The sequence below is a fragment of the Actibacterium sp. 188UL27-1 genome (genome assembly GCF_016901225.1).
GTDB lineage: Bacteria > Pseudomonadota > Alphaproteobacteria > Rhodobacterales > Rhodobacteraceae > 188UL27-1.
The window spans coordinates 135846-162167 of record NZ_JAFEUL010000004.1 but is presented as its reverse complement, the minus strand read 5'-3'; the positions used below and the strand labels follow the sequence as shown (position 1 = coordinate 162167).

The following is a 26322-nucleotide window of genomic DNA, read 5'->3' as shown; positions in this document are numbered from 1 at the left end:
TAGGCTCCCGTCAGTCCCGGCTTTTGTCTGTGGCGCAGGTCCCGCTATCGCGCGCGTTTTTCTGCGGGTAGCCAGTGCCGGAAACACTGTGCTGCAGGGTACCGTCGTGCTTGTCCCCATGCCCCAGTGGAAGCGGAAACGGGTCCCGCCGCCCCAGCAGCAGGTTGCCCACCAGAAAATCAAGCAACTGCGCTTGGTACGCCAAATCCTCTGGGCTCTGATCATCTTTCTTCGCAACAAACGCGGCATCAACTCGGGCGCCACCGCCATCGGCGACAAGGTGGATCTGATAGATCCCCATGCCCGTCCAGGATCGGTGGAAATGCACAACATCATCGGCCCAATAGATGATCCATTTGTCTTCCATGGCCTTGGGAAGAAGGCCTTGCTTTACCCTGCGCAAGTCATCGCCGGCGAAGTTGGCCCGATACGGCACTTGAATTAGCGGACCGAAGGGTTTGACCGTCCCCTCCTTTGGCCGCGCGATAGGATCGTCCGTCATCCGCGTTTGTTTTCCAATAACTGCATGGTATAATTCAGTCTGAGTAGATCTTTTCGGCGGCGAAAGTCAGGGCACAATAGTCCCCGTTTCGATGAACTGCTCATCCAAGATCTCCTCCCATTCATGCTCATCCAGGTCCAGCATTCGCAGCGTCAATCGCTCGTTCATGGCGGGACGAATGATGCGCGTGAAATCCTCCTCCCCATCCGCGCCCATCGGCGCGGCATATCCGATCCCGGCTTCCATGCGGGCCGTCTCGCCCACAGCGACCCAGATATCGGATCCGATGAACAGTGGCGTCTCAAAAGCACCCCCGACGACCAGAGAGGAATCCGGGGCATTCGCAAAAACCCAATCCCGCACCGACAGATCACCAGAGATCAGGATCAGGCCCGCAGACGCGTTCACCATTGATGCGCAGTTCACATCACCAAGGACCGGTAGGGTCGCCACCCCAAGGTCGTCACCAATCACCTCTGTCGAGATCCGCCCCCCGACCCCAAGGTCGCCAAAGACCGCCGTCATCTCCGAAGGCAACATGAAATCACCCTCGACACGCAGCGACCCGCGATGGATCGCCGCTTTATCCTCGATCCGTCATTGAATATCGAACCGGGCAATGCCCGGACCGGCGGGCGGATCCAGCCGCGCGACCGCCTCTGCAACTGTCGCTGACCACTGATCCGGGGGCAAATCCGTCCACGACATCTCACACTCCCTCCCACCGATCTGCGCCGCAGTTTCACACCGTATCCATAAAACCGCAGCGCCGCCTGCACCATAAATACGCCGATCCAGACTGCACCAGTCAAAATCGGCCCGACATTCCCGCTCAGGTAAACTTGCGGAACAGGCCTGTGCGGTCAAAGGAGGCTTCCAGCGTGTCGGTGCGGGATTTGACCGCTTCCCAGTTCCCTTCCTGCACCGCGGCGATGGCACATTCGATCAGCAGCATCGTCGCCATGGCGGAGTCCCATGCGGACGGCACCGAAATGCGCGCGGCAAAGGTATGGCTCGCCACCCGGTGAATGGGAGAACGCCATTGGTCCGTGAACAACACGATCTCAGCGCCCCGTTCATGGGCCATCTCCGCCATCAGGAGGGTCGAGTTTTCATAGCGCCGTACATCGAACGCGATCAGTGTGTCACCCGCCCCGATATCCAGCATGTAATGCGGCCAGACATTGGAATGGGTCGGCACCAGCGCGACGCCCGGCCGGATCATCTGCAAATGCAGGAACAGGTACTGCGCCAGCGTGCCGGAAATGCGCCCGCCCGCGATGTGCAACCGCCGCGCCGGGTCGATGATGATCCCGCACAGCGCATCGAATTCCACCGGGTCGATCTGGTCGAGCGTGCGGTACATATTCTCGGACGCGGCCTGGGCAAACCGGTGCAACACATGGGTTTCCGGGATGTCCTGGCCCCACCTTTCCCTTTTGTGCACGGGGTTTGAGACCATGGCCTGCAACTCCACCCGCAAAGCCGCCTGGAACTCCGGATAACCGGAATAGCCGATCTTTTGCACCATTCGGGCCACGGTGGGGGTCGAAACCCCCGCTTGCTCTGCCAATTCCGTAATGCTGCCCAGTCCTGAGATTGGATAGTTGTCCAGGATCGTGTCGGCCAATTGCCGTTCCGCCCGGGTCAGGTCACCGTGTAATGCCTGCACCTGATCAAAGACCGTATTTTCGCCTTTGCCCATTTTCTACTCTCCCGGCGAAACGATGTCTTCTTTTTAGCAGATCCAGAAGAGGTTTCTTCTGAAAAAATCTTGACAGGCGCGATGCAGCTAAAGAGATTATTTCCTATGTGTGGGGCAGGATCAATCGAAAAGAGATACGGACCGGTGGTCGAGGTGGCATTTGGCGATCGCACCGGCCCCTTTTTGTTGGTGTGTGAACATGCATCACAACATATCCCGGCGCATCTGAACAACTTGGGGCTGGCGCCTGCGGCGCTGGACAGCCACATCGCCTGGGATCCGGGTGCGGGTGCACTCACCCGGCAGATGGCCCGGCGGTTGGATGCACCTGTCGTGGCGGGCACGATCTCGCGCCTTGTCTATGACTGCAACCGCCCGCCCGACGCCACCGATGCCATCCCCGACCGCAGCGAGAGCTATGCCATCCCCGGCAACACCAACCTGTCTGCGGCGGACAAGGCCGAGCGGATTGCAGAGGTTTACACGCCTTTCCGCGACCGCCTCGCCACAGAGATTGCAAAACGCGCGCCAAAGGCCCTGATCACCGTCCATTCCTTTACGCCCATCTATGATGGCACGCGACGGGAGGTTCAGATCGGTGTGCTCCACGGCACGGACCCGGCCTTGGCGCAAGCGATGATGGATCAGGCGCAGGATCATTCAGCGCATATCATCCGCCTCAACCAGCCCTACAGCCAGGCCGATGGCGTGACGCACACGCTGGACCTGTACGGCGCAGCCAATGACCTGCCCAATGTCATGATCGAGGTGCGCAACGACCTGTTGCAGACCGCAGACGCGCAGGCCCAGATCGCGGATCTGCTATGCCCATGGCTGATCGATGCCATGGCCAGCCTCCCGGCGGAGGCACAGCAATGACCCGGGCGATGGGCACCTATATCCGGACCATTGACGCCGTGAATTACGGGTTGGGCCGCGCCGTGATGTACGGCCTGTTCGCGATGATGGCCGTGCTGCTGTGGTCCTCCATCTCGAAAACCTTCCTTCTGCCCTCGCTCTGGACGCTGGAAACCGCGCAATTCGCCATGATGGCCTATTTCATCCTCGGCGGGCCCTATGCAATTCAACTGGGCGCCAATGTGCGCATGGACCTGTTCTACGGCAACTGGAGCGACCGACGCAAAGCCTGGGTCGACTGTGTCACGGTGCTGTTCCTGATCTTCTACCTGGGCGTTCTGCTTTACGGCGCGCTCGGTTCGACCGCCTATTCGCTCGGCAATTTCACCGCTCCACCGCTGGAGTTCTTCGCGGGCTTCCTGACCGGTGAAAGCGAGGTCGGCCGGCTGGAACGCAGCCCAACCGCCTGGCGCCCTTACCTGTGGCCCATCAAATCGGTCATCGTGCTGGGCCTGACCTTGATGCTGCTCCAGGCCATATCCGAGCTTTTCAAGGACATCCTGCGCCTGACGGAGGCACCCGCCTGATGTCCTATGAAATGATCGCGCTTTTCATGTTTGCCACGATGATGCTGATGCTGCTGACCGGCCAGCGCGTCTTTGGCGCCATCGGGGTGGTCGCCGCGATCTCGGCCATCGCGCTTTACGGCACGGGTGGGCAGGATATCCCGTTCTCCGCGGCCATGAAGCTGATGAAATGGTATCCGCTACTGACCCTGCCGATGTTCATCTTCATGGGCTATATTCTCAGCGAAAGCCGCATCGCCGATGACCTCTACCGCATGTTTCACGTCTGGATGGGCTCGGTCAGTGGCGGGCTGGCCATCGGCACAATCGGGCTGATGGTCCTGGTCTCGGCCATGAACGGATTGTCCGTGGCGGGCATGGCCATCGGTGCCACCATCGCCCTGCCCGAGCTGCTGCGCCGCGGCTATGACAAAATCATGGTCACAGGCGTCATACAGGCCGGGTCCAGCCTTGGCATCCTTGTCCCGCCTTCGGTCGTCCTGGTGCTTTACGCGATGATCGCGCGCCAACCCGTGGGGCAGCTTTGGTTGGCAGGTATCCTGCCGGGGTTGATGATGGCTGCACTTTTCATCCTTTACATCTACCTGCGCTGTCGGGCCCAACCCTCCCTCGGACCCGCGCTGGACCCCTCCGAACGGCAGGTCAGCCGGGCCGAGAAATTCCGCCTTCTGCGCGCGGGCCTCCTGCCCATCGGCATCTTCGCGGCGATGATGATCCCTTTCGTCAATGGCTGGACCTCGCTGGTCGAAAGCTCTGCCGTGGGCGCGCTCACGGCCTTCCTCGCCGCCGTCTTGAAGGGCCGGATGTCGTGGCAAGTGTTCGAAACCTCGACCCGCCAGACCCTCGCCATCACCTGCATGTTCATGTGGATCATCCTGGCCGCCCTGGGCTTTGGCGCGGTGTTCGACGGGCTTGGCGCCGTCCGCGCCATCGACACGCTCTTTACCGATCAACTGGGACTGAACCCCTGGGTCATCCTGATCCTGATGCAGCTCAGCTTTATCATCATGGGCACGTTCCTCGATGACACGGCGATGCTGGTCATCGTCGCCCCGCTTTACGTACCGTTGGTCAAGGCGTTGGGGTTCGATCTGATCTGGTACGGTGTCCTTTACACCATCACCACTCAGATCGCCTACATGACCCCGCCCTTTGGCTATAACCTGTTCCTGATGCGTGCCATGGCCCCGCCCGAGATCGGGCTGCGCGACATCTATATCTCGATCCTGCCCTTCGTTGGCGTGATGATCCTGGCCCTCGCGGTCATCATGGCCTTTCCGCAAATCGCGCTGTGGCTGCCGGGGGTTGTCTATGGGAACTGACACCATGACCGACTTTCGCGTGACCTTGCGCCCTCCGAAGGCGGCGGATGCCGACTGGCACGCCGCCTTACCTATCTCGGACCAGATCCACCGAATGTTCGGGGGCGATCCCGACAGCCCCTCGACCCGCTCCCGGGTCGTGTCCGAAGGTTGGTGCACCTGGCTGCGTGACCAACCCTTTGGTCGGATCATCGAAGCCGATGGTCGCCCCGTGGGCGAGATCCGTCTGCACAGCGTCTCAATGGCGGACCAGTCCGCCAGCCTTGCCGTGGGGCTGTTGACCGAAGAGGTCCTTGGTCGCGGTATCGGACGGCGCGCCATTCGGCAAACCCTGGCCCATGCCTTTGGTACGATGGGCCTTTACCGGGTTTCGCTGCGGGTTCTGGCCTTTAACACTCGGGCGATCCGCTGCTACCGCGCCTGTGGGTTTCGCCATGAAGGGACGCTGCGCGCAGCAGTTCGCCTTGGCGCCACCCGCCACGACGACTGGATCATGGCGATCCTTGCACCAGAATTCGCACAAATAACGAAAAGAAGCCCGGATCACGGGGCCACCCCAACCGACAAGGAGAGTAACAATGACGACAAGACGTAAGTTTCTGGCGGGTGCCGCAACGGTCCCGGCGGCCACGCTCGCCACACCGGCCCTGGCGCAATCGACCATCACCTGGCGGATGCAGACCTATGCCGGTGCGGCCTTGGCCGAACATGTGATCGACCCGGCGATCAAGATGTTCAACACCATCGCCGGCGACCGGATGCAGATCGAGCTGTTCTATGCCGACCAGCTTGTCCCCACGGGTGAGCTGTTCCAGGCCATGCAGCGCGGCACGATCGACGCGGTGCAATCGGATGATGACAGCATGGCCTCCCCGACCGAGGTGACCGTGTTCGGCGGCTACTTCCCCTTCGCTTCGCGCTATTCGCTCGACGTGCCGGTTCTGTTCAACCAATACGGCCTGAACGAGATCTGGGCCGAAGAATATGAGAAAGTCGGCGTCAAACACATCTCCGCCGGGTCGTGGGATCCGTGCCATTTCGCCACCAAGGACCCGATCCGCTCCCTCGCCGACCTGCAGGGCAAGCGGGTCTTCACCTTCCCCACCGCGGGTCGCTTCCTCAGCCAGTTCGGCGTCGTGCCCGTGACGCTCCCGTGGGAAGATATCGAGGTTGCGGTCCAGACGGGCGAACTGGACGGCATCGCCTGGTCCGGCATTACCGAGGATTACACCGTGGGTTGGGCCGACGTGACCAACTATTTCCTCACCAACAACATCTCGGGCGCCTGGATCGGCCATTTCTTTGCCAATATGGACCGCTGGAATGAACTGCCCGAAGATCTGCAAATGCTGATGCGGGTCTGCATGGAGCAGTCCCATTATTACCGCCAGTGGTGGTATTGGGGCGGGGAAGCCAGCCTGCGCGTCGGCGGCGACAAGATGGAGCTGACCTCCATCCCCGACGAGGAATGGGGCCAGGTCGAAGCTGCCGCCCGCACCTTCTGGGACGAGATCGCCGCCGAGTCCGAAACCAAGGCCAAAGTCGTGGAGATTTTCAAAAAATACAACGCCGACATGGAAAAGGCCGGCCGTCCCTACCGCTATACCTGAACACGCGCGGGCCGGGTTCTGACACCCGGCCCCACACGGAGAACGCCCATGTCCCTGACATTCGAAACACTGAAACAGCAGGTCGCCGATGGCACGGTCGACACGGTGCTGGCCTGTATCGTCGACATGCAGGGGCGGCTGATGGGCAAGCGATTCCACGCGGCCAACTTCGTGGACCACAGCCATGCGGAGACCCATTGCTGCAACTATCTGCTGGCCACAGACCTTGAGATGGCCACGCCCGACGGCTACGCCGCTTCCTCCTGGCAGCAGGGCTATGGCGATTACGTCATGGCGCCAGACCTTTCGACCCTGCGCCCCCTGCCCTGGCTTGAGGGCACGGTCATGGTGCTGTGCGATATCCTGGATCACCACACCCACGCGCCTGTCCCGCACAGCCCCCGCCAGATGCTAAAGGCGCAAGTCGCCCGGGCCGACACGATGGGCCTGACCCCGATGATGGCCACGGAACTGGAGTTTTTCCTCTTCGAAGGCACCGCTGATCAGATCCGAAAATCCGGCTACCGTAACCTCACCCCGATTTCTGGCTATAACGAAGATTACAACATCTTCCAAACAACCAAGGAAGAGGCGGTGATGCGCCCCATCCGCAATCACCTTTATGCCGCCGGTATTCCGATTGAGAACAGCAAAGGGGAGGCCGAAACCGGCCAGGAGGAGCTGAACATCCGCTACGCCAACGCGCTGGCCTGCGCCGATCACCACACCATCGCGAAACACGCTATCAAGGAAATCGCCTGGGCCGGGGGCCTCGCCGCGTCGTTTCTGCCGAAATGGCACGCCGACAAGGTTGGCTCCTCCAGCCATGTCCATCAATCGCTGTGGCACGGCGACACCCCCGTTTTCCACGATCCCGACGGGCCCCATGCCATGTCCCAGATGATGGAACATTACGTGGCGGGCCTCATCGCCTATGCCCCGGAATACACGTGCTTTCTGGCGCCTTACGTCAACAGCTACAAACGCTTCCGCAAAGGCACCTTCGCCCCTACCAAAACCGCTTGGTCCGTGGATAATCGTACCGCCGGTTTCCGGCTTTGTGGCGATGGGACAAAGGGCGTGCGGATCGAATGCCGCATCGGCGGGTCGGACCTGAACCCCTACCTTGCCCAAGCGGCACTGCTGGCCGCGGGCCTCAAGGGGATCGAAGACACCCTCCCCCTCGCCCCGCCCAATGACGGTGACCTCTATGATGACACGACCACGCCGGAAATTCCGAACACCCTGCGCGCCGCGACCGAAACCTTGCGCGGCTCGAAAATGCTGCGCGCTGCCATGGGGGATGATGTGATCGACCATTACACCCGCGCGGCAGAGGTCGAACAGGAAGCGTTCGACCAAGCCGTTACCGACTGGGAAATCGCCCGGGGGTTCGAACGCGCATGATCCGCTGCATCTCTCCCATCGACGGCTCGGTCTATGCCGAGCGTCCGACAATGTCCCACGACGACGCGCTGACGGCCATCACCCGGGCCCAAGCGGCGCAGATGGCTTGGGCGCTCACACCGCTAGAGACCCGCATCGACCTGGTCCTGAAAGGCATCGAAAACCTGGGCGCCACGAATGACGAGATCGTGCCCGAACTCGCGTGGCAGATGGGCCGCCCTATCCGCTATGGCGGCGAATTCGGCGGGGTGAACGAACGCGCCAGCTACATGGCCAAAGTCGCGTCAGAGGCGCTGGCGCCCATGCAGATCGAAAACTCCAACAATTTTCACCGCATGATCAAACGGGTGCCCAAAGGTGTGGTTCTGGTGATCGCCCCGTGGAATTACCCCTACATGACCGCGATCAACACGGTCGCCCCGGCACTGATTGCCGGAAACAGCGTCATCCTGAAACACGCGTCCCAAACGCCCCTGGTGGGGGAACGCATCGCCCGCGCCTTCCACGAGGCCGGGATTGGCGAAGATATCTTTCGCAACGTGTTCTGGGACCATGACCTGACCCGCGACATGATCCGCGCCCGCCCGTTGGACGATCAGGTGATCCGCCATGTGAACTTCACAGGCTCCGTCGCCGGAGGTCAGGCAATGGAACAGGCTGCCGCCGGGACCTTCGCCTCCCTCGGGCTGGAACTTGGCGGCAAGGATCCGGGCTATGTCATGCAGGATGCCGACCTTGATGCCGCCGTCGACAGCCTGATCGACGGGGCGATGTTCAATTCCGGCCAGTGCTGCTGCGGGATCGAACGGATCTATGTGACCGAACCGCTGTTTGACGACTTTGTCGCCAAGGCCGTCGAGATCGTGAACGGCTACATACTGGGCAACCCGCTGGACGCGGAAACCACACTGGGCCCGATGGCGCAGCCGCGTTTCGCCGATCTGGTCCGCCAACAAACGGCAGATGCCATCGCGGCGGGAGCCAAGTCCCATATCGACCCGGCGCGCTTTCCCAATGACGGTGGCGCCTATCTGATGCCGCAGATCCTGACCGGCGTGACCCATGACATGGATCTGATGCGGGTGGAAAACTTCGGCCCTGTCGTCGGCATCATGCCCGTCAAGACCGAGGGGGAGGCCATCGACCTGATGAATGACAGCCCCTATGGCCTCACCGCCTCCCTCTGGACGCAGGATCCGGGGCGGGCCGAACGGATCGGGGACCAATTGGACACCGGCACCGTGTTCATGAACCGCTGCGATTACCTGGACCCGGCGCTCTGCTGGACAGGCTGTAAAGATACCGGCAAAGGCGAAGGCCTGTCCGTCCTGGGCTACCACGCCGTGACCCGCCCCAAATCCTATCACCTGAAGAAGGGCTGAGCCCATGACCCTGACCGGCACCTGGTCCTACCCAACCGCGATCCGCTTTGGCGCGGGCCGCATCGCCGAACTGGCCGACGCCTGTAAAACCGCTGGGATCACTAGGCCCCTGCTGGTCACGGATCGGGGGCTGGCCGGGATGGAAATCACCCAGACCGCGATCGGCCTGCTGGACGCAGCCGGATTAGGCCGCGCGATGTTCAGCGAAGTCGACCCCAACCCGAACGAGGTGAACGTGACCGCTGGCCTCAAAACCTACCGCGACGGCGGCCATGACGGGGTTGTGGCATTCGGCGGTGGCTCCGGCCTGGACCTGGGCAAGGTGCTGGCCTTCATGGCCGGTCAGACGCGCCCCCTGTGGGATTTCGAGGATATCGGCGACTGGTGGACCCGCGCCGACCCTGCAGGCATCCACCCCATCGTGGCCGTCCCCACCACCGCTGGCACCGGATCAGAGGTCGGGCGCGCAGGTGTCATCACCAATTCCGAGACGGCCGAGAAGAAGATCATCTTCCACCCCAAGATGCTGCCTACTCAGGTTATCTGCGACCCCGAACTGACCATGGGCATGCCGCCGGCAATCACCGCGGGCACGGGCCTTGATGCCTTCGCCCATTGTGTGGAGGCATTCTCCTCCCCCCATTACCACCCCATGAGCCAGGGCATGGCGCTGGAAGGAATGCGGTTGGTCAAAGACTATCTGCCCCGCGCCTATGCCGATGGCGCGGATCTGGAGGCGCGCGCGCATCTCATGTCCGCCGCCGCGATGGGCGCCACGGCCTTCCAGAAAGGGCTAGGGGCGATCCACGCCATTTCGCACCCGGTCGGCGCGATCTATCACACCCACCACGGCACCACGAATGCCGTCTGCATGCCCGCCGTCCTGCAATTCAACCGCCCCGCCATCGAACACCGCTTTGACCAGGCCGCGGCCTATCTGGGGCTGACCGGCGGCTATACGGGCTTCTGCACCTTCGTGGATGACCTCAACGCCAGCCTCAACATCCCGCCGACCCTCACCGCGCTCGGCATCAAAACCTTCGACATCGACCGCGTCCTGGCAGGTGCCCTCAAGGATCCCAGCACCGGTGGCAATCCCATCCCGATGACCGCGGAGAACACCCGCCCCCTCATCGAAAGCCTGATTTAGACCCGGCAGGCCCAAACCGCTCCTTCCATTTGTGGAACTTGCATTGCAAGGACGGGTCTGGCGCGACATATACATCGGAAAATATCGCCGTCCCAAAGCAATGACCACGGGGCGACACAATGGTCCGGAATCTGACACGCCCCCCATCGGGATGGGCTGTTGGGCCATCGGGGACCCCTTTTGGAATGGCAATATCTGCAGGGGATATTCCGGCACCAATGATGAGGCTTCTCGCATGGCCATCGACGCGGCCTGGGAGGCGGGCGTCAGGGTTTTTGACACATCCGCCCTCTATGGCGCAGGTCATTCCGAAACACTGTTGGGTCAGACCCTGGCAACCCGAAGCGACATGATCGTCGTCGCAAAGCTCGGTCATTTCTTCGACGCGGCGACCCAGCAGATGACCGGCGGGCGCACTTTGGCCCGGGGTGCGTTGTGCTGACTGATATGGCCAAGTCACCGCGCGTTCTGCCAATCCCCGGGGCCAAGATTGCCAAACAGGCACAGGAAAATGCCGCCGCGATCGAGTTTGGCCGCCCTCCCCTGACATCATGACCCAGTTCAGCCAACGGATCTCCCAGGCCGATGAAGGCATTCCAACAGAACGCTAGACCGATCCCTACGTCGAATGGTGGCGAACGAGACTAACTGTCCCTATAACGCTCTCAACTGCGCATAATACAGCGCAGAACACAAAGAGGGTGACAGGGTTATGGACTGGCTCGAAGAGCACAAGATCCCCATCGGGGCCTGGGCCAAGGCGGCCGTCGATTGGCTGACCCAAAACATGGTCTGGTTCTTTGATGGCCTCTCCGCGGCGCTTGAAGGGATCATTGACGGGCTGCTCTGGGTCCTGCAGACCCCGCATGCCTTCATCGTCATCCTGGCCATTACCGCGATCTCCTGGTGGCGCCGCTCCCCGGGTTTCACGATCTTCACGGCAATGGGTCTGCTCCTGATCGTCAATCTGGGCTATTGGGAGGAAACGACCGAAACCCTCGCCCTGGTCCTCGCTGCCGCCACCGTCTGCATGGGCGTCGGCGTCCCCTTGGGCATCGCCGCCGCCCGCAGTCCGGTGCTCTACCGCATCATGCAACCGGTCTTGGACCTGATGCAGACGATCCCGACCTTCGTCTACCTGATCCCGGCGCTGATCCTCTTTGGCCTCGGCATGGTGCCTGGCCTGATCGCCACAGTGATCTTTGCCATCCCGGCCCCCATCCGCCTGACCCATCTGGGCATCACCTCCACCCCCACCGCGTTGATCGAGGCGGGCACGGCCTTCGGCTCCACCAAATCACAGCTGTTATGGAAGGTTGAACTGCCCTACGCCTTGCCCCAGATCATGGCCGGTCTGACCCAAACCATCATGCTGTCGCTCTCGATGGTGGTGATCGCGGCCCTTGTGGGGGCAGACGGCCTGGGTGTGCCAACAGTCCGCGCGCTCAACACTGTCAACATCGCACAGGGGTTCGAGGTCGGCGTCGCCATCGTCCTCATCGCCATCATATTCGACCGCATGTTCAAACCGCGCCGGGTCAAATCATGAACGATATCATGGTGCGCTTCGATGCGGTGAACATTGTCTTTGGCAAGACGCCCAAACGCGCCCTGCCGCTCATGGATCAAGGCCTGTCGCGGTCCGAAATTCAGGCCCAAACCGATCAGGTGCTTGGGGTCCATGATTGCACCCTCGATGTGCATAACGGCGAAATCCTGGTGCTGATGGGCCTGTCCGGGTCGGGCAAATCCACATTGCTGCGGGCGGTGAACGGCTTGAACCCCGTCATTCGCGGCAAGGTTGACGTGACCATGGAAAACGGCGTGATCGATGTCGTGACCGCCAGCGCGCGCGACCTGCGCAAATTGCGGACGGAACGGGTCGCCATGGTGTTTCAGCAGTTTGGCCTGCTGCCATGGCGCACCGTGCTGGACAACGTGGCCTACGGTCTGGAGGTCGCGGGCCTCCGAAAGGAAGAACGCAACCGCCGCGCCCGCGAACAGCTGGACCTCGTCAACCTCACCGAATGGGCCGACCGGCAGGTGCAAGAGCTTTCGGGCGGCATGCAACAGCGCGTCGGCCTCGCCCGCGCCTTTGCCACCGATGCGCCGATCCTGCTGATGGATGAGCCCTTCTCGGCCCTCGACCCGCTGATCCGCACCAAACTGCAGGACGAGTTGCTACAACTGCAACAGCGCCTGGGCCGCACGATCATCTTTGTCAGCCACGACCTGGACGAGGCCCTGAAAATCGGCAACCGCATCGCCATCATGGAAGGCGGACGGATCGTTCAATGCGCCGAACCGCAGGACATCGTGCTGAACCCCGCAACGCCCTATGTCGCCGAATTCGTGGCCCATATGAACCCGCTCAACGTTCTGCGCGCGACCGAGATCATGTCAAAGGTCGCGGGCCCCATGGGCTCAGATGCTCGCATGATCCCGTCGAAAACGCCCCTGCGCGACATCATCCAAATGCTGGTGGACAGCCCTCGGGATATTGTGGTTACCGATCCCTCGGGGCCTATCGGCGTTATCGACACCAAGGCGGCCCTATCCTGCCTGCTACGCGCACAGGATGTGGAAGGCGACCTCGGCACATAATCGAAACGGGCCCCGGCCCACAGGGACAGGACCAGACATGATCGCGCAACCCCCAGGCAGCCATTTCGTAGGCGGCGCTTACATCGATTGCCACGAGGGCGCGCCGCTCCCCGTGCAGTACCCCGCAACCGGTGAGGTCATCGCGACCCTGCATGACGCCACACCCGACCTGATCGACCAGACCATCACTGCCGCACGCGCGGCACAAGTGGGTTGGTCTGAGATGACCGGCACCGAACGGGGTCGCATCCTGCGCCGCGCCGCCGATATCATGCGCGACCGCAACCACGACCTGTCGGTGCTGGAAACCTACGATACCGGCAAACCCCTGTCCGAGACGCTGGTTGCCGATGCGACCAGCGGGGCCGACGCTTTGGAATATTTCGGCGGGCTGGCGGGCTCGCTCACGGGGGAGCATATCCAACTGGGGGAGGATTGGGTCTATACCCGTCGCGAACCCCTGGGCCTGTGCGTAGGCATCGGCGCCTGGAACTACCCGACCCAGATCGCCTGTTGGAAAGCCGCACCCGCCCTGGCCTGCGGCAATGCCGTCATCTTCAAACCGTCTGAAGAAACGCCGCTATGTGCTTTGAAAGTAGCGGAAATCCTGGTTGAGGCGGGCCTGCCCGCGGGCCTCTTCAACGTCCTGCAAGGCCGCGGCGATGTTGGCGCCGCCCTAGTCACCGACCCGCGTGTAAACAAGGTCTCCCTCACCGGCTCGGTCCCCACGGGGCGCAAGGTCTATGCCGCCGCCGCCGCGGGGCTGAAACACGTCACGATGGAACTGGGTGGCAAATCCCCCCTCATCGTCTTTGATGACGCCGATATCGACGATGCCGTAGGCGGCGCGATCCTGGGCAATTTCTATTCCTCGGGCCAGGTCTGCTCCAATGGCACCCGCGTTTTCGTGCACAAGGTGATCAAAGAGGCGTTCCTGACCCGCCTCACAGAACGCCTGGCCACCGCCATCCTCGGCGATCCCCATAACGAGGCCACCAATTTCGGCCCCCTCGTCAGCGCCCGGCAATTAGAAATCGTGCAAGGCTACATCGCCAAGGGGCAGGCCGAAGGTGCGCGCCTCGTCACGGGCGGCGAAACACTCGACCAGCCCGGTCACTGGATCACGCCCGCCGTCTTCGCCGATGTCACCGACGACATGACCATCGCGCGCGAAGAGATCTTTGGCCCGGTCATGGCCGTCCTCGATTTCGAGGATGAAGAAGACGTCATAACCCGCGCCAACGCCACGGAATTTGGCCTCTCCGCCGGGGTCTTCACCCGCGACCTCAAGCGCGGCCACCGGGTCATCGCCCAACTCCAGGCCGGATCCTGCTTCATCAACTCTTACAATGACGCCCCGGTAGAGGCCCCCTTCGGCGGCGTCAAATCCTCTGGCGTCGGGCGCGAAAACTCAAAGGCCGCGATCGACCATTACAGCCAGCTCAAATCCGTCTATGTCCGCATGGGTCATGTAGAGGCGCCGTTTTAAATGCAGGCCGATTACGTCATCATCGGTGCGGGCTCCGCGGGCTGCGCCCTGGCCTATCGGTTATCCGAAGCCGGATCCTCCGTCCTCGTTATCGAATATGGCGGCTCCGACATTGGCCCCTTCATCCAGATGCCCGGCGCGCTGTCCTTTCCCATGAACATGGCGCGCTATGACTGGGGCTACATGTCCGAGCCCGAGCCGCACCTGAACAACCGCCGCCTCGTCTGCCCGCGCGGCAAGGTCATCGGCGGCTCATCCTCCATCAACGGTATGGTCTATGTCCGTGGCCATGCCCGCGACTTCGACCATTGGGAGGCAAGCGGCGCCCGCGGCTGGTCCTACTCCGATGTCTTGCCCTACTACAAACGCATGGAATCCTGGCACGATGGCGGCCATGGCGGCGATCCCACCTGGCGCGGCACCGATGGCCCCCTGCACGTCACCCGCGGCCCCCGCGCCAACCCGCTGTATCAAGCATTTGTCGAGGCCGGGCGCCAAGCCGGCTACCAGATGACCGGTGACTATAACGGCCAACAGCAAGAGGGCTTTGGCCCCATGGAGCAGACGGTCTGGAATGGCCGCCGCTGGTCCGCCGCCAATGCCTATCTCCGCCCCGCGCTCAAACGCGATAATTGCGATGTGATCCGCGGCCTCGCCACCCGGATCGTCATCCAGGACGGCCGCGCCACGGGGGTCGAACTGCAAACCGGCGGCACAACCCAGACAATCACCGCCAATCGGGAGGTGATCGTCGCCGCCTCCAGCATCAACTCGCCCAAGCTCCTGATGCTGTCGGGCATCGGCCCCGCCGCCCACCTGACCCAGCACAACATAGACGTCATCGCCGACCGCCCGGGCGTCGGCCAGAACCTGCAAGACCACCTTGAGGTCTATTTCCAGATCGCCGCCGCCCAGCCGATCACGCTTTATAAATACTGGAACATGATCTCCAAAGGGATCATTGGGGCCCGCTGGCTGCTGACCCGCACGGGCCTCGGCGCCTCGAACCAGTTCGAAAGTGCGGCTTTCATCCGCAGCCGGGCAGGCATTGATTACCCCGATATCCAATACCATTTCCTGCCGCTCGCCGTCCGCTACGATGGCCAGGCCGCTGCCGAAGGGCACGGGTTCCAGGCCCATACCGGCCCCATGCGCAGCCCCTCCCGCGGGGCCATAACCCTGCGCTCCGCCAACCCGGCAGAGGCGCCAAAGATCGTCTTCAACTACATGTCGACCGATCAGGATTGGCAGGATTTCCGCACCTGCCTGCGCTTGACCCGCGAGATTTTCCACCAGGATGCGTTCAAACCGCATCTCCGCCACGAAATCCAACCGGGCGCTGATCTGCAAACCGACGACGAACTCGACAGCTTTATCCGGGACCATGCCGAAAGCGCCTACCACCCCTGCGGCACCTGCAAGATGGGCGCGCCGGATGACCCGATGGCGGTCGTTGGCCCTGACACGAAAGTCATCGGCGTGGACAACCTGCGCGTCACCGACAGTTCCATCTTTCCGCGCATCACCAACGGCAACCTCAACGGCCCCAGCATCATGGTGGGGGAGAAGGCTGCCGACCACATCCTCGGCAAATCCCCCCTGCCCCGCGCCAATGCCGAACCCTGGATCCACCCCAACTGGCAGACAGAGCAGCGCTAGAAAACCAGAGCATCTCTCGAAATCGCCGCCGCTCTTCACGCACAAAAAGGCCCCCGCAAAACATCCGCGAGGGCCAGCTGACTGCGGCGACGTCTTACCGCGTCGCGATCTTGCTGATCACAAAGGTATTGCCCGAAAACTGGACCTGCCCGGTCACGCCCATATGTTCCAGCGTCAGGCGCAGATTGCGGTTCAGGCGGGCACTGTCCGACCGTGTCTCGTACCAGTATTCGGCAGACCGGGACGAGGCGCGCACCGGACGCGCACTTTGCACACAGCTATAGGCGTTCATATATTCTTCCAGCGCGGTGATCTCGGTCGTGTCAAACCCGTCCATCTTGATCACATAAGCCGTTGGCAAACCACCACATTCCGTACCGACTGCACCACTGGACGCACCGGTATCTCCGGTCCCGGATGGTGCCACCACGGTCAAGGCAGGCTCCCCCGGAGTGCCCACAAAACCCTCCAGCTTCACCGCCAGCGCATCGGCCAGTTCGGTCGCCAGAACCCGCGCATTGTCGCCCACCGTCTCCAACAGGCATTCCCGCTCGCAATCCACCGGCAAAGGCGGCAGTTCCAGGCCCGAAACCTCGAACGAGCCAATCATCTGCCCCGTCTTCACATTCAACATCCGACCGGGGATGCGCACCGCCGGGCGGACGACATCTGAATACGACGAATCCCGCGCAGAGGCATAGATCTGAAAGACCACAACAACATCCAGGGGTGGGTTTTGCACGGCGCGCGAAACGTCGATCAGCTCGGCATCCCGGCGGCGCACCCGGTTGGGTTGGGTGATGTTCAGCGCAACGGCAGTCTCGTCAAAAACGTTGAAGCCGCGCACATTCATCTCTTCGCCCAAGGCCAGGATCACACGGTTGAAAATCCGGTTCCCGCGGGCGACCGAATCCTCGTCGGCATCTTCCCCCATCACCAGCATGTTCAACCCCTGGGCCTGGGCGCTGTCCGTTGCACTGACGCTAAAGCCGACGCCGATCAGCACAGCCAGAAGAAGCATTCTAAGACGTGTCATTTTCAAAACCTTTCAATGATATCAATGGTATATGTGAGATTTACAGGGTTGGCCGCGTGGGCAACGCATGGAAGTCATCCAGCGCATCCGATGCCAGACGGTGACGCGGGTCATACAGATGCCCGGGGGCGGTCGGATAGATCGGCGGCTCGATGAACCGGTGCTCTGCCGCCAGGATACGATGGCCAAGCGGTGATTTTTCGGTCCGCAACAGCGATGTCTTGCGGGGCAGCAACAGCGCGATCTCCACCCGGCGGTTCACACCCGAATGCGGGTCCGACGGCAGCCGCAATTGACGCTCTCCCCATCCATGGGCGATCAGACGGTCCGGGCTGATCCCGTGGACCCGCACCAGATAATCGCGCACGCTCAGGGCACGGCGCAGCGACAGGTCCAGGTTATAGGCATCCGATCCCTTGGCATCGGTATGGCCCGCGATCAGGTAGCTTGAGCTGCGCAGTTCCGGTGAGTGTAGCGCGGCCGCCAGAGCATCCAGTTGCGGGCGCGCCTCCGGTAACAACTGGGCACTGTCATAGACAAAAAAGACCGTCAGATCGATGCTGCGCGAGGTGTCGATCCGCACCTTGCCCTTGGGCAGTTGCACGACCCGTGGCGCTCCGGGATTGCCATTCTCGAACGGCGCAAGCGACCGGATGATGTCGCTGGCCGGTTGGTTGGTCCGGCCGTCCGAGACCTGTTCGGTCTGGACTGGTTCCTGCGGGGTCGCCGCTGTTTGTTCGTTGCTGGCCCCGGGGGCCGGATCGGTCAAGGCCGACTGTCCGTTCACGGCCGGGGCGGCAGCGACAAAGCCCATCAGCGCCAACAGAGGCAAGGCTGTGCGGGAGGTGCATGTCATTGTCTGTGTCCTTTTGTTGCGGGGCTGTCTCCCCTCACCGGGATCAGGGACCGGGCAGAGGCTGTTTTGTGCATCATGCCCTATTCCCCCCGCAAAATATCGTTCATCTGATTTGTCGAAAGGCCGGTTTGACCCGTATCCCTTGCGGCTGGCGTGGTGGGATCCGCAGGGTCAGCCGGTGCCGCGGGTGCCGCATCCTGGGCGGCGATGGATTCTGCCAGGATCGGACTGATCTCAAGAATGCGGGCGATATCAACGGCGGTATTAAAGCTTGATGGATCATCCGGGGTCAGCCCACCGGCCCGGTGCAGCGCAACCGCGATGCCGCGGTCATCGAACAGCAGCGATCCCGATGAGCCCGGCAAGGTATCACAGCGATGTGCCACGAACGGATCAAAGCTGCGATCGGCCAGGTGCATGCAGCGAAAGCGGCTCATGACCTTGGGTTTGCCCAGCGGATGGTGGATCACCACCCGGGCCGTCCCCACTCCTTCGGGTGATGCACTGATCGTGACATGGCCAAAACTGTCAGACGGTGTCCCCGCAGGGACACGGGCCACCGCGAAATCCAGATCGGCATTCCAGTCAAGCGGTTTGGGATCCAATTCGTACCGTTGGGAGGCGCGACCGTCGAGCGTCAGGTAATCCATCAGGATCGAGGCCTGGAGCACCTCGATCTCACCCTCCTGGGGCAGACAATGGTGGTTCGTCAAAACCAGACCACCGCCCAGCAAGGCACCGGTGCAGGCGCTGGTCCCCTCCTCCCCCGTGCGGCGATTGCGGATCAGCATGTCGATGCGCCCGATGGGACGGGCCTGCTGGGCCAGACGATCTGCCGGGGCAAGTTCGGCGATAGATTCAAAAGCCCCGCCCTCGCGCGCCGCAATATAGCGCGCGGCATCACCGGTGCTTTCGCGGGCTGGAAACTGCGCCTTGCCGTAATCGGCCGCATCAAACAGAGCCATCTGCGCCGCGGCGCCACCGGACCCAAAAAGGGTAAGGGTCAGCGCCAAGGCGGAACAGGTCGATGTGACGGTCATGGTCTCTCCTATCACTCAGTAATCTGGGTTTCGGGCGTAATGAAACTGTGGCGCAAGGTGACCACACCGCCCTTGCCGGTCACAGGGATGTCGTAGACCAGCTTTTGCGGCATGGTATCCTTGAGAAAGTACATACTGGACGGTCCCGGAACCGCCATCAGGGCATCCGGCGGATCGGTCGTGACAGTGCCAATCACATGGTCGGGGCCGGTCGGATCCAATGCGACACCACACAGGGAGGGGCGCAGGACCGACGGGGCAAAAGATCCGTCGGCACTGTCGATCCGGGTCAGCACCCGGCGCCCCGCATCAAAAAGGGCGGCCCGGCAGGAGGAGCCCGGCGCGGCATGAATCTCTGCCAAAATTACGGGCGGGGATGCGGCGGGTTCGTCTGGTGCGCGGTCTGTCCCCGCGGGGACAGGTTGCGAGGAGGCTCCTGCCGTTTCGGTTTCTGCCGGGACGGGGTCTGTTTTTGGCGTATCCGGATTTGGCCGTTCCCCCGTCCCCGCGGGGACAGATGTTTGGGAGGATATGGCGGCCTGATCCGTATCGTCCGGCACGATATCGGGTTGTAGCGCCCAGATCCCGGCACCCGCGGCAAGCACGGCAACGGCTGCTGCCAAGCTGAGATGGGACGTTTTGATGCCTTGCTGTGAAGCGCCGTTATCGAGACTCTCTGCCTCAATAATCCCGCTCAAAGCCGCGTTCAGATTGTCTGCTGTTATGACCCTGATAACCCCTTCGTCCAACGCGGTACGGGCGTCGGAGAGGCCGGAATCAGGCGGTAGGACGACCACGACCCGCTTGCCATCAAGTAGATCGCGGGACAATTCGAGCTTGCGCCGCAGGGCATAATCGCCCGGGATCACATTTAGGTCCAGGTCGACCGCGCCGGTTGCCCAGAGGATCATATCCGCCTCCTCCGGTTGATCGGTCAGGGTCCAGCCGCGGGTCAGGAGGATATGCGCCAGGGCCACCGGTGCCTCCCAGCTGCGCCCGCTTTGCGGTGCACCGGACAAGCGCAGTTCGTGCGGCGGCGGCGCGGCACCGAGCGCACGGGCCACCGGACCTTCCGGCCCTGACAACGCGCGGTAATCCGGCGACAGGTCCAGCGGGCGGTAATCCCCTTCGGCAAAGGCTGCGCCATGGGGCAGACCGGGCCGCGGGGCGAGTTTGCGAATGACGAGGGCCGCACCCGTGGTGGGCACCACGATCAGAACGCGTTGTCGGGCGGCGGGTACGGTCACGGCAGCAGGAAAATGGCTGTGCCGGGATCCTGCAACATGCCCAAAGCTGCATCGCTGTCGGGACCGTCGGCAACGAGAGAGACGATAATCGCCCCGCCATCAAAAGGGGGCAAGGCCAAGCGCAAGGCGGTGCCGGATTCGCCCACCAGTTCAACGGCCTGGGGCGATGGGTCGGCCACGTTGCTGATGACCAGCAAGGGGATCTGATCGGGTTCGCAAAGCAGTTCAACTACCATGTCCCCCACCGTGCGGCGGATGCGGCCATCGGAGGCCGCCAGGGCCACCGGAGAATGCGCCATGGACAGAGCCTGCAACATAGCGCGGTAGCGCCGGGCCAAGGCCGGGTCATCCCGGAGCCCGCGCTGGATCGCAAGCGATACCGGCTGCCCCGGCTGCCGCCGGACGTGGCCCCAAAGGTCAGCGTGGCTGATCCCGTCCCGCGCATCGGGTCGGGCGAGGATCAGGTGACGGGCCGCATGAAGCTCGGCCAGAAGCTGATCATCGACGTCAGAGGGGGTCATGCCGAATGTCCTTCCAGATACAACGCGGTGAAAGTAGCCGCGAAGCTGGCGCGATCCCGCTCCACCAGATCGCCAAGGGGCGTGCGTTCGGCCAGTCGTTCAACCGCCGCGCAATGGGCCGCCAGTTCGGTAGTGGCGGTGGCCAGGGCCGCATCGATGGCGGCGACAGCCCGGGCCAGTTGATCGCGCGGGGCGTCGAACCCGGCGCGGCGCATACGGGCCAGGTTGCGCTCTCCCGCCTGTGCCACCTCGCCGGTGGCGCCGCGCAGGGTCAAGGCGATGGTGATGCAGGTTTTCAGATGATCTGTCAGCGACCGGGCCCTGGCCAGGAGGGCGGAGTAATCCGCGTCTGCACAGGTCACCCGTTCGGGCAGGTCCGCCCCGCCGGACCCACGGCGCAGGCGGTTGCCGATCCCCGATTGAATGCGCCCAAAGGCCAAGGCGCGCAGGACCGTGAGCGGGCGGTTGGCATGGAACGGATCAAGGGAGAGAAGCGCCAGGAGCGTGTCCCGCTCTGCCCCCGTCAGCACCTTGGGCGTGCCCGGGGCCAGGTCGGACAGGGTCGCCATGGCCTGTTCGACAGCGCCGGATTGGGTGTCAGGGAGGGTGATGGCCTCTAACCGATCCTCCCAGTTTTCGATACCGCTGAGGTAGTCGGCCCCCTGCAACGCGGTCAGCGCGCCCAGTTCGGCGGCCACCCGGTCATAGGTAACGAAATGGGCCACGATGGTAGTGAAAAGCGCGTCTTCCCCCCCTTGCCAAAAGGTCAGGATGTCATCGTCATTATAGCTGTCGGTGCGGCCCAACTGGCGCAGGAAACCGCGAATGGCGGTAAAGCGACGCTCGAACGGGGCCAGGGGCATATGGTCCGCGCGGTAGGCTGTCATCATCGCGGCCAGGCGGCGGGCGGTGTCTGGTGCGGCAGCCGGGTCTGCAAGGCCGGACAGGAGGGCGGTGATATCGGCAAAGCGGGCCAGTTCATCCGCCGTCAGCAGAAATTCCAGCAAGGCAAAGCTACGGGCCAGGCCCGTCCAGGAGCCGTGCCAGGGCGCGGCCCCGCCCAGGGCCAGCCCCTTGTCATCGGATTGGGCACGGCCCGTCGACAGGATATGGGCGCGCAGGGCCGAGGCGGAGGTGCGCTGCGGGTTCAGGACCAGGTCGATGATATCCGCCGGGTCACCGCCGATCGCTGCGATGGCATGGGCCATGTCCCAAAGCGGGCGATCGCGGCTGGGCCGGATGGCACCGGCCACGGCACGGGCGAGCCAGGCCGCATCGGAGGGTGGCAGGTTGCGCGCCTCGACCACCGCGGCGAGGTCGGCGGCGCAGGCTTCATCGAACCCGTGGGAGGCGGCGTGGGTCATGTCAGCGGACCACGATCCGGGCCGTCGCCTCTGTCAGGCCAGGCTGGGCGCGCATTTGCGCCAGGATCTGTTCGATCTGGGCGCGATCCAGAAGCCGGGGATTGCCACCTGCCGGGCCAAGGTCGCGCCACTGGGCATCAAGCGCCTGGGGGATCGGGGCCGGTGCGGCAAAGCAGTGAAACAGGTTTTCAAAGGCACCGTCGAGCACGATCTGGCGCAGGCCAAAGCTGGTGGGATAGATCAGCGCGCCCTGCGCCTCTGGGTTACTGGCGGTGGCGGGCAAGGCGATGAAGGCGGTCTCATCCGGGGCCAGGACCCAGCAATAGAGGGCCGCGGGTGCGCCCAGATCAATGCGCACCTCCAGTCGTTGGCCAGGCCGGAACGGTGTGGCGGCGGCGGCGATATCAAGCTGGGTGCGATCACGCCGGGTGGAGGCCGCGATGTAATCCGGCAAAGAACGCAAGGTGGGATCGCATGCGAGTGCGCCAAGATCGACCCGGGTGCGCGGCATGGCCGACAGGATCTGCGGGCCTTGGGCAAATTCCAGTTCCAGCCAGGCGCCGTTGCGGGGGTCATGGCCGAGCCGGGTGCGCAGGGTGGCGTTGCCATCATCCCCCTGGCACTGGGCGGTGGCGGTGCTGACATGGAAACGGTTGCCGGTCAGGATACGGGTCGCACCGCCTGCCCGTTTGGTTGCAAGGGCGGTCAACCGGTTGCCCAGCACGTCGGCGCAGGCGCTATAGCCGCCGGTGGTTTGAACGGGGCAGATGGTCAGGCCGGAGGTTTGGGTTGTCGCCGCCTCGAACTGTTTCAGGGCAGCCTCAACCACGCGGTCGACATTGGCAGCACCTGATCCCGCCACGGCAGCCTCGAACGCGGCGCTGGTCGCCTTGCAGGCCGCATCGGAAGTTATGGCCTGCAACCGGTAGCCCACGGTTTGATCCTGCCGGTTGGGGGCCACGATGAAGATCGCCGCATCGCCGTCATGGGCGCGGGTGATCAGCGCCTGTGCCTCTGCCCCCGTCAGGCCGGTCGTGCCGTCCTGCAACGCCCGCAACTGGCTGACATCCCGGGCCGGGATCAGGCGGACGCGGCCCGTGGCGGACAATGCCTCCTCAACCGACAGGCGCAGGGAGGCCGCCTGGGCCGCTGACAGCGCGGTCTGGTCGTTGGGCAGACCGGCGATGACAAGATCCAGCGGCGCGGTCCCCAGGCAGGCGGCAATGTCATCGACGAACCGGTCCACCTTGGGATCCGCCAGAAGCGGTGCCGCCATGGCGATGGCAGCACCAAAGGCCCAGAAAAGCTGGTGCATGGCCCCTAGCCGTCCTGTTTCTGGCTGGCGCGGGACCGGGCATAGGCATCGAGCGACCGGATGAAGAGCGGGTTGAACCTGCCATCGAGATCGCCGGTATAGAACTGCGCCTGGGCAAGCTCTTGCTGCACCGCGCGGATCGTGTCGGATGCGAGGTTCATGCTGCCATTCGTGGTTGCAACAACAAAAGCCGATCCCGTCTCCCCTTCGGACAAGGCGCCCAGCAGCGCATCCTTGGCCGTCAGGTCGGGGAAATAGGAGCCAAAGCCGTTATCGATCAGCACGGCCACCGTGGCCATGGCCATGGCATCGCCCCGCGCGATGGCCTGACGATAGAGGTCAAAGCCTTTCTCGGTGTCCTGTGGAATGCCACCGCGCCCTTCAAGGTAGAAGGGCACCAGCTTGCTGAGCGCGAAACTGTCGCCTTTGTCCACGGCGGCCTGGTACCAGCGTGCGGCGGCGGTGACATCCTGTGGCGTGCCACGGCCATATTCCAGCATGCGGGCCGCGTTGGTCATGGCGAGCACGTCGCCTCCTTCTGCCGCTTCGACATAGAGCGGGAAGGCCGTTTCGGGCGATGGTGGGACGCCTTCCCCATTTTCATGCAACGTCGCGATGTTGTTGAGAGCCGCCATGGATCCCATATCGCGCGCGGTTGCGTAGGCCTGCATCGATGCGCCGAAATCACCAAGCCGATCATGGGCGCGGCCCAGCTGGTAGGCCAGGCGACGTTCCTGTGGAAAGGCCTGGACGGCGGCCATGCAAGCCTCCCGCGCGCCGTGGCCATCCATGCGTGAGAATGAGACACCTTTGACCGTGTCGGGCCGGTCTGCATCACCCGGAGCGGCCGCCAGGGCATCACAGCGAGCAACGCGCGGGTCGCGGGACGGCTCCCCAGCAAAGACGTAGGTTTCCGCAACAGAGCGGTAGGCACAGACCGCCCCGCAACTGTCGAGATACCCTTTGTAATCGCCCGCGGCGGAGAAACGATCCCAGGACTGGCGGTCCAGTTCGGCGGCGGCCCCCTGAGTATGGGCGGTCAGGCGGGCCAAGGCCTCGTCCTGGAAGCGGCAGCCCTGGCAATTGGCGATATACTGTTCCAGGGCGGCGCGATCCTCCTTTGCGCGGGACCAGGCGGCTTCGTCCAAAGCAACCTCGACCGCTTCTTTCACGGGTGCGACGGGTGCCGAGGCAGGCAATGTGATCGGGGCCTCATCAATCTCTGGCACCTGGCTGCGCCCGGTTTCCCGCAACGCGGTGGCGGACACGGTATCCGTCAACCAGGTGCGCATGGCGGGCCAACCGACCGGGCCTTTGCCCGACCCGGCCAACCCGGCTGCCCCCATCAGGAAACGGCTGGTGAAAAGGCCCAGTTCCGCCTCCTCGTCCCAGTTGGCGGGGGTGGCCCCTGACGTTGCGACCAGTTTGACGATGCCGTTGCCGGTATCCGGCGTGGATGGCATGAAGCCCGGCGCGGAGACGGCCAGAAGCGGCTCCCCCCGGCCGGATTCACCGGTAAAGCAGGCATCGAGCATCACGACGACCTGGCGGTCCGCCCCGATCTTGTCTTTGACAATGTCGAGGTTGCGGTAGAGCGTTTCCAGGGGATAGCCGCTTTCGATGGAATTCGGATCCCCATCGGCGGGCAGCAAGAACGGCTCTTTCGAAGTCAGATCGGGGACGCCGTGACCGGAATAGTAGACAAAGACATTGGACGCCTCCGGTGTCACGGCCCGCCAAAGCCGCCCGGCCTGCGGGCGCGCCTGGGAGCCGAACATCTGGGTCATCTCGCTGAGGGTGCCGTCGCGCAGGACAAAGACGTTTTCCGGGCGGTAACCCAGGGATTGCACCATGTAGGCTTCCATCGCGTCGACGTCGTTGTGGGCATAATCCACTGGCACGGTCTGCCGGTAATTCCGGTTGCCGATCAGCACGGCAATCGACTGGCTGTTATCGGTGAAAAGACCCGCTTGGTCCGCCCGCGTCACGGATGCGGGCATGAGCCAGAGGACAAAGGATATGAGGCTGCACAGGAACAGCATGGGTGGAACGGTCGTTTGGACCATCCATATGCGATGTCGTAAAATCATATTCATGGAAATCCCCATCGGCTTATGTTTCCGGCGTGGAGGTGCTTTGGTCCCCACACCAGAAGCTGGGGTTGAGCAGAGCCAATTTCGCAAGGCGGTGTCAAGCAATTGGGCCAGATCGCCGATTTCCGGCGTTTGGCAGCCCGGCCTGGCGGATTGTCCAGACGGGGTGTTTACCATGGTCGGGTTCGGCGATGGATTGCGTAGTTGGCCGAATCACCTGGCGGAAACTGGCGGTTTTCAGGGGAATCGGGGGTGAACATTCGCTAGACGGTCTCAATAACCGCCAACACAACGCCTAGTTGTTAGCTCAAATTCTTTCACATTGAATACATTAATTGGTTAACGCGGGGGGCGGGCGGCTCTCCTCCCAAAGAATTACGACTTTAGTTCAAGACGTCGCGGCAAAACCGGGGGGCGATTGGCCTTTGCCACTTGAGCTCAAGGGCCGAAAGGGTATGTTTTAGCCGTCGTTTGGTGTGTGCTGCGAGCGACATGTACGAGTTAAGGCTAATGCTGTAACGAGTGAGTATTGGGGAAGGGCCGGGTGTATGCACCCGGCCTTTTTTATGGGCCGC

24 protein-coding genes are annotated in these 26322 nt (G+C 62.9%); 13 read left to right on the top strand and 11 right to left on the bottom strand.

What is annotated here, in order from left to right; genetic code table 11:
- Positions 1-10 precede the first annotated feature (10 nt).
- The 3 genes from IU397_RS07665 to IU397_RS07655 all read right to left on the bottom strand — a co-directional run bounded on the left by IU397_RS07665 (position 11) and on the right by IU397_RS07655 (position 2207).
- Positions 11-502, bottom strand: a complete 492-nt coding sequence (locus IU397_RS07665; protein ID WP_204412127.1) for a hypothetical protein — start codon at positions 500-502, stop codon at positions 11-13.
- A gap of 66 nt (positions 503-568) precedes the next feature.
- Positions 569-1042 (bottom strand): hypothetical protein, encoded by a 474-nt coding sequence (locus IU397_RS07660; protein WP_204412126.1) that lies wholly within the window; start codon positions 1040-1042, stop codon positions 569-571.
- Positions 1043-1334: 292 nt separating this feature from the next.
- The gene (locus tag IU397_RS07655) at positions 1335-2207 is read right to left on the bottom strand and encodes a MurR/RpiR family transcriptional regulator (protein ID WP_204412125.1); all 873 of its coding nucleotides are present in this window, start codon (positions 2205-2207) and stop codon (positions 1335-1337) included.
- A gap of 153 nt (positions 2208-2360) precedes the next feature.
- Between IU397_RS07655 and IU397_RS07650 the strand changes: the two genes are divergently transcribed.
- From IU397_RS07650 to betA, 13 genes are all read left to right on the top strand, one after another.
- Entirely contained in the window at positions 2361-3086 is a 726-nt protein-coding gene (locus IU397_RS07650; RefSeq protein WP_370541633.1) for an N-formylglutamate amidohydrolase, read from the top strand.
- Positions 3083-3652 (top strand): TRAP transporter small permease subunit, encoded by a 570-nt coding sequence (locus IU397_RS07645; RefSeq protein ID WP_204412123.1) that lies wholly within the window; start codon positions 3083-3085, stop codon positions 3650-3652. The genes IU397_RS07650 and IU397_RS07645 overlap by 4 nt, the downstream gene beginning before the upstream one ends.
- A complete protein-coding gene (locus tag IU397_RS07640; protein ID WP_204412122.1) occupies positions 3652-4974 on the top strand; it encodes a TRAP transporter large permease subunit in 1323 nt (440 codons plus the stop codon). The genes IU397_RS07645 and IU397_RS07640 overlap by 1 nt, the downstream gene beginning before the upstream one ends.
- Before the next feature lie 4 nt (positions 4975-4978).
- The gene (locus IU397_RS07635) at positions 4979-5569 is read left to right on the top strand and encodes a GNAT family N-acetyltransferase (protein WP_204412121.1); all 591 of its coding nucleotides are present in this window, start codon (positions 4979-4981) and stop codon (positions 5567-5569) included.
- On the top strand, positions 5553-6584 hold the full coding sequence (locus IU397_RS07630) for a TRAP transporter substrate-binding protein (protein WP_204412120.1): 1032 nt from the start codon (positions 5553-5555) through the stop codon (positions 6582-6584). Before IU397_RS07635 ends, IU397_RS07630 begins: the two co-directional genes overlap by 17 nt.
- A 48-nt stretch (positions 6585-6632) precedes the next feature.
- Positions 6633-7991, top strand: a complete 1359-nt coding sequence (locus tag IU397_RS07625) for a glutamine synthetase family protein (RefSeq protein WP_204412119.1) — start codon at positions 6633-6635, stop codon at positions 7989-7991.
- Positions 7988-9373 (top strand): aldehyde dehydrogenase family protein, encoded by a 1386-nt coding sequence (locus IU397_RS07620; protein ID WP_204412118.1) that lies wholly within the window; start codon positions 7988-7990, stop codon positions 9371-9373. The genes IU397_RS07625 and IU397_RS07620 overlap by 4 nt, the downstream gene beginning before the upstream one ends.
- A gap of 4 nt (positions 9374-9377) precedes the next feature.
- Positions 9378-10523: an iron-containing alcohol dehydrogenase gene (locus IU397_RS07615; RefSeq protein ID WP_204412117.1), complete on the top strand. Its 1146-nt coding sequence runs from the start codon at positions 9378-9380 to the stop codon at positions 10521-10523.
- A 100-nt stretch (positions 10524-10623) separates the two neighbouring features.
- On the top strand, positions 10624-10965 hold the full coding sequence (locus IU397_RS07610) for an aldo/keto reductase (protein ID WP_370541632.1): 342 nt from the start codon (positions 10624-10626) through the stop codon (positions 10963-10965).
- Between the two features lie 270 nt (positions 10966-11235).
- Positions 11236-12072 carry a choline ABC transporter permease subunit gene (choW, locus tag IU397_RS07605; RefSeq protein ID WP_204412116.1) on the top strand — a complete coding sequence of 279 codons (837 nt, stop codon included), beginning with the start codon at positions 11236-11238 and terminating at the stop codon, positions 12070-12072.
- On the top strand, positions 12069-13127 hold the full coding sequence (gene choV, locus IU397_RS07600; RefSeq protein WP_204412115.1) for a choline ABC transporter ATP-binding protein: 1059 nt from the start codon (positions 12069-12071) through the stop codon (positions 13125-13127). Before choW ends, choV begins: the two co-directional genes overlap by 4 nt.
- Before the next feature lie 37 nt (positions 13128-13164).
- Complete coding sequence (gene betB, locus IU397_RS07595; RefSeq protein ID WP_204412114.1) at positions 13165-14616, top strand: betaine-aldehyde dehydrogenase; 1452 nt, start codon at positions 13165-13167, stop codon at positions 14614-14616.
- Positions 14617-16275 (top strand): choline dehydrogenase, encoded by a 1659-nt coding sequence (gene betA, locus IU397_RS07590; RefSeq protein WP_204412113.1) that lies wholly within the window; start codon positions 14617-14619, stop codon positions 16273-16275.
- A gap of 94 nt (positions 16276-16369) precedes the next feature.
- Here the strand turns inward: betA and IU397_RS07585 are convergent, their stop codons facing one another.
- The 8 genes from IU397_RS07585 to IU397_RS07550 all read right to left on the bottom strand — a co-directional run bounded on the left by IU397_RS07585 (position 16370) and on the right by IU397_RS07550 (position 25750).
- Positions 16370-17311, bottom strand: coding sequence for a hypothetical protein (locus IU397_RS07585; RefSeq protein WP_204412112.1), 942 nt, complete (start codon positions 17309-17311; stop codon positions 16370-16372).
- Between the two features lie 40 nt (positions 17312-17351).
- Positions 17352-18167 (bottom strand): OmpA family protein, encoded by an 816-nt coding sequence (locus IU397_RS07580; protein ID WP_204412111.1) that lies wholly within the window; start codon positions 18165-18167, stop codon positions 17352-17354.
- Positions 18168-18247: 80 nt separating this feature from the next.
- Entirely contained in the window at positions 18248-19207 is a 960-nt protein-coding gene (locus IU397_RS07575; protein WP_204412110.1) for a serine protease, read from the bottom strand.
- Positions 19208-19218: 11 nt separating this feature from the next.
- Positions 19219-20454 (bottom strand): hypothetical protein, encoded by a 1236-nt coding sequence (locus tag IU397_RS07570; RefSeq protein ID WP_204412109.1) that lies wholly within the window; start codon positions 20452-20454, stop codon positions 19219-19221.
- Positions 20451-20975 (bottom strand): hypothetical protein, encoded by a 525-nt coding sequence (locus tag IU397_RS07565; RefSeq protein ID WP_204412108.1) that lies wholly within the window; start codon positions 20973-20975, stop codon positions 20451-20453. The genes IU397_RS07570 and IU397_RS07565 overlap by 4 nt, the downstream gene beginning before the upstream one ends.
- On the bottom strand, positions 20972-22339 hold the full coding sequence (locus IU397_RS07560; protein ID WP_204412107.1) for a hypothetical protein: 1368 nt from the start codon (positions 22337-22339) through the stop codon (positions 20972-20974). The genes IU397_RS07565 and IU397_RS07560 overlap by 4 nt, the downstream gene beginning before the upstream one ends.
- 1 nt (position 22340) lies before the next feature.
- The gene (locus IU397_RS07555) at positions 22341-23654 is read right to left on the bottom strand and encodes a hypothetical protein (protein WP_204412106.1); all 1314 of its coding nucleotides are present in this window, start codon (positions 23652-23654) and stop codon (positions 22341-22343) included.
- A 5-nt stretch (positions 23655-23659) separates the two neighbouring features.
- Positions 23660-25750 carry a caspase family protein gene (locus IU397_RS07550; RefSeq protein ID WP_204412105.1) on the bottom strand — a complete coding sequence of 697 codons (2091 nt, stop codon included), beginning with the start codon at positions 25748-25750 and terminating at the stop codon, positions 23660-23662.
- Positions 25751-26322 lie beyond the last annotated feature (572 nt).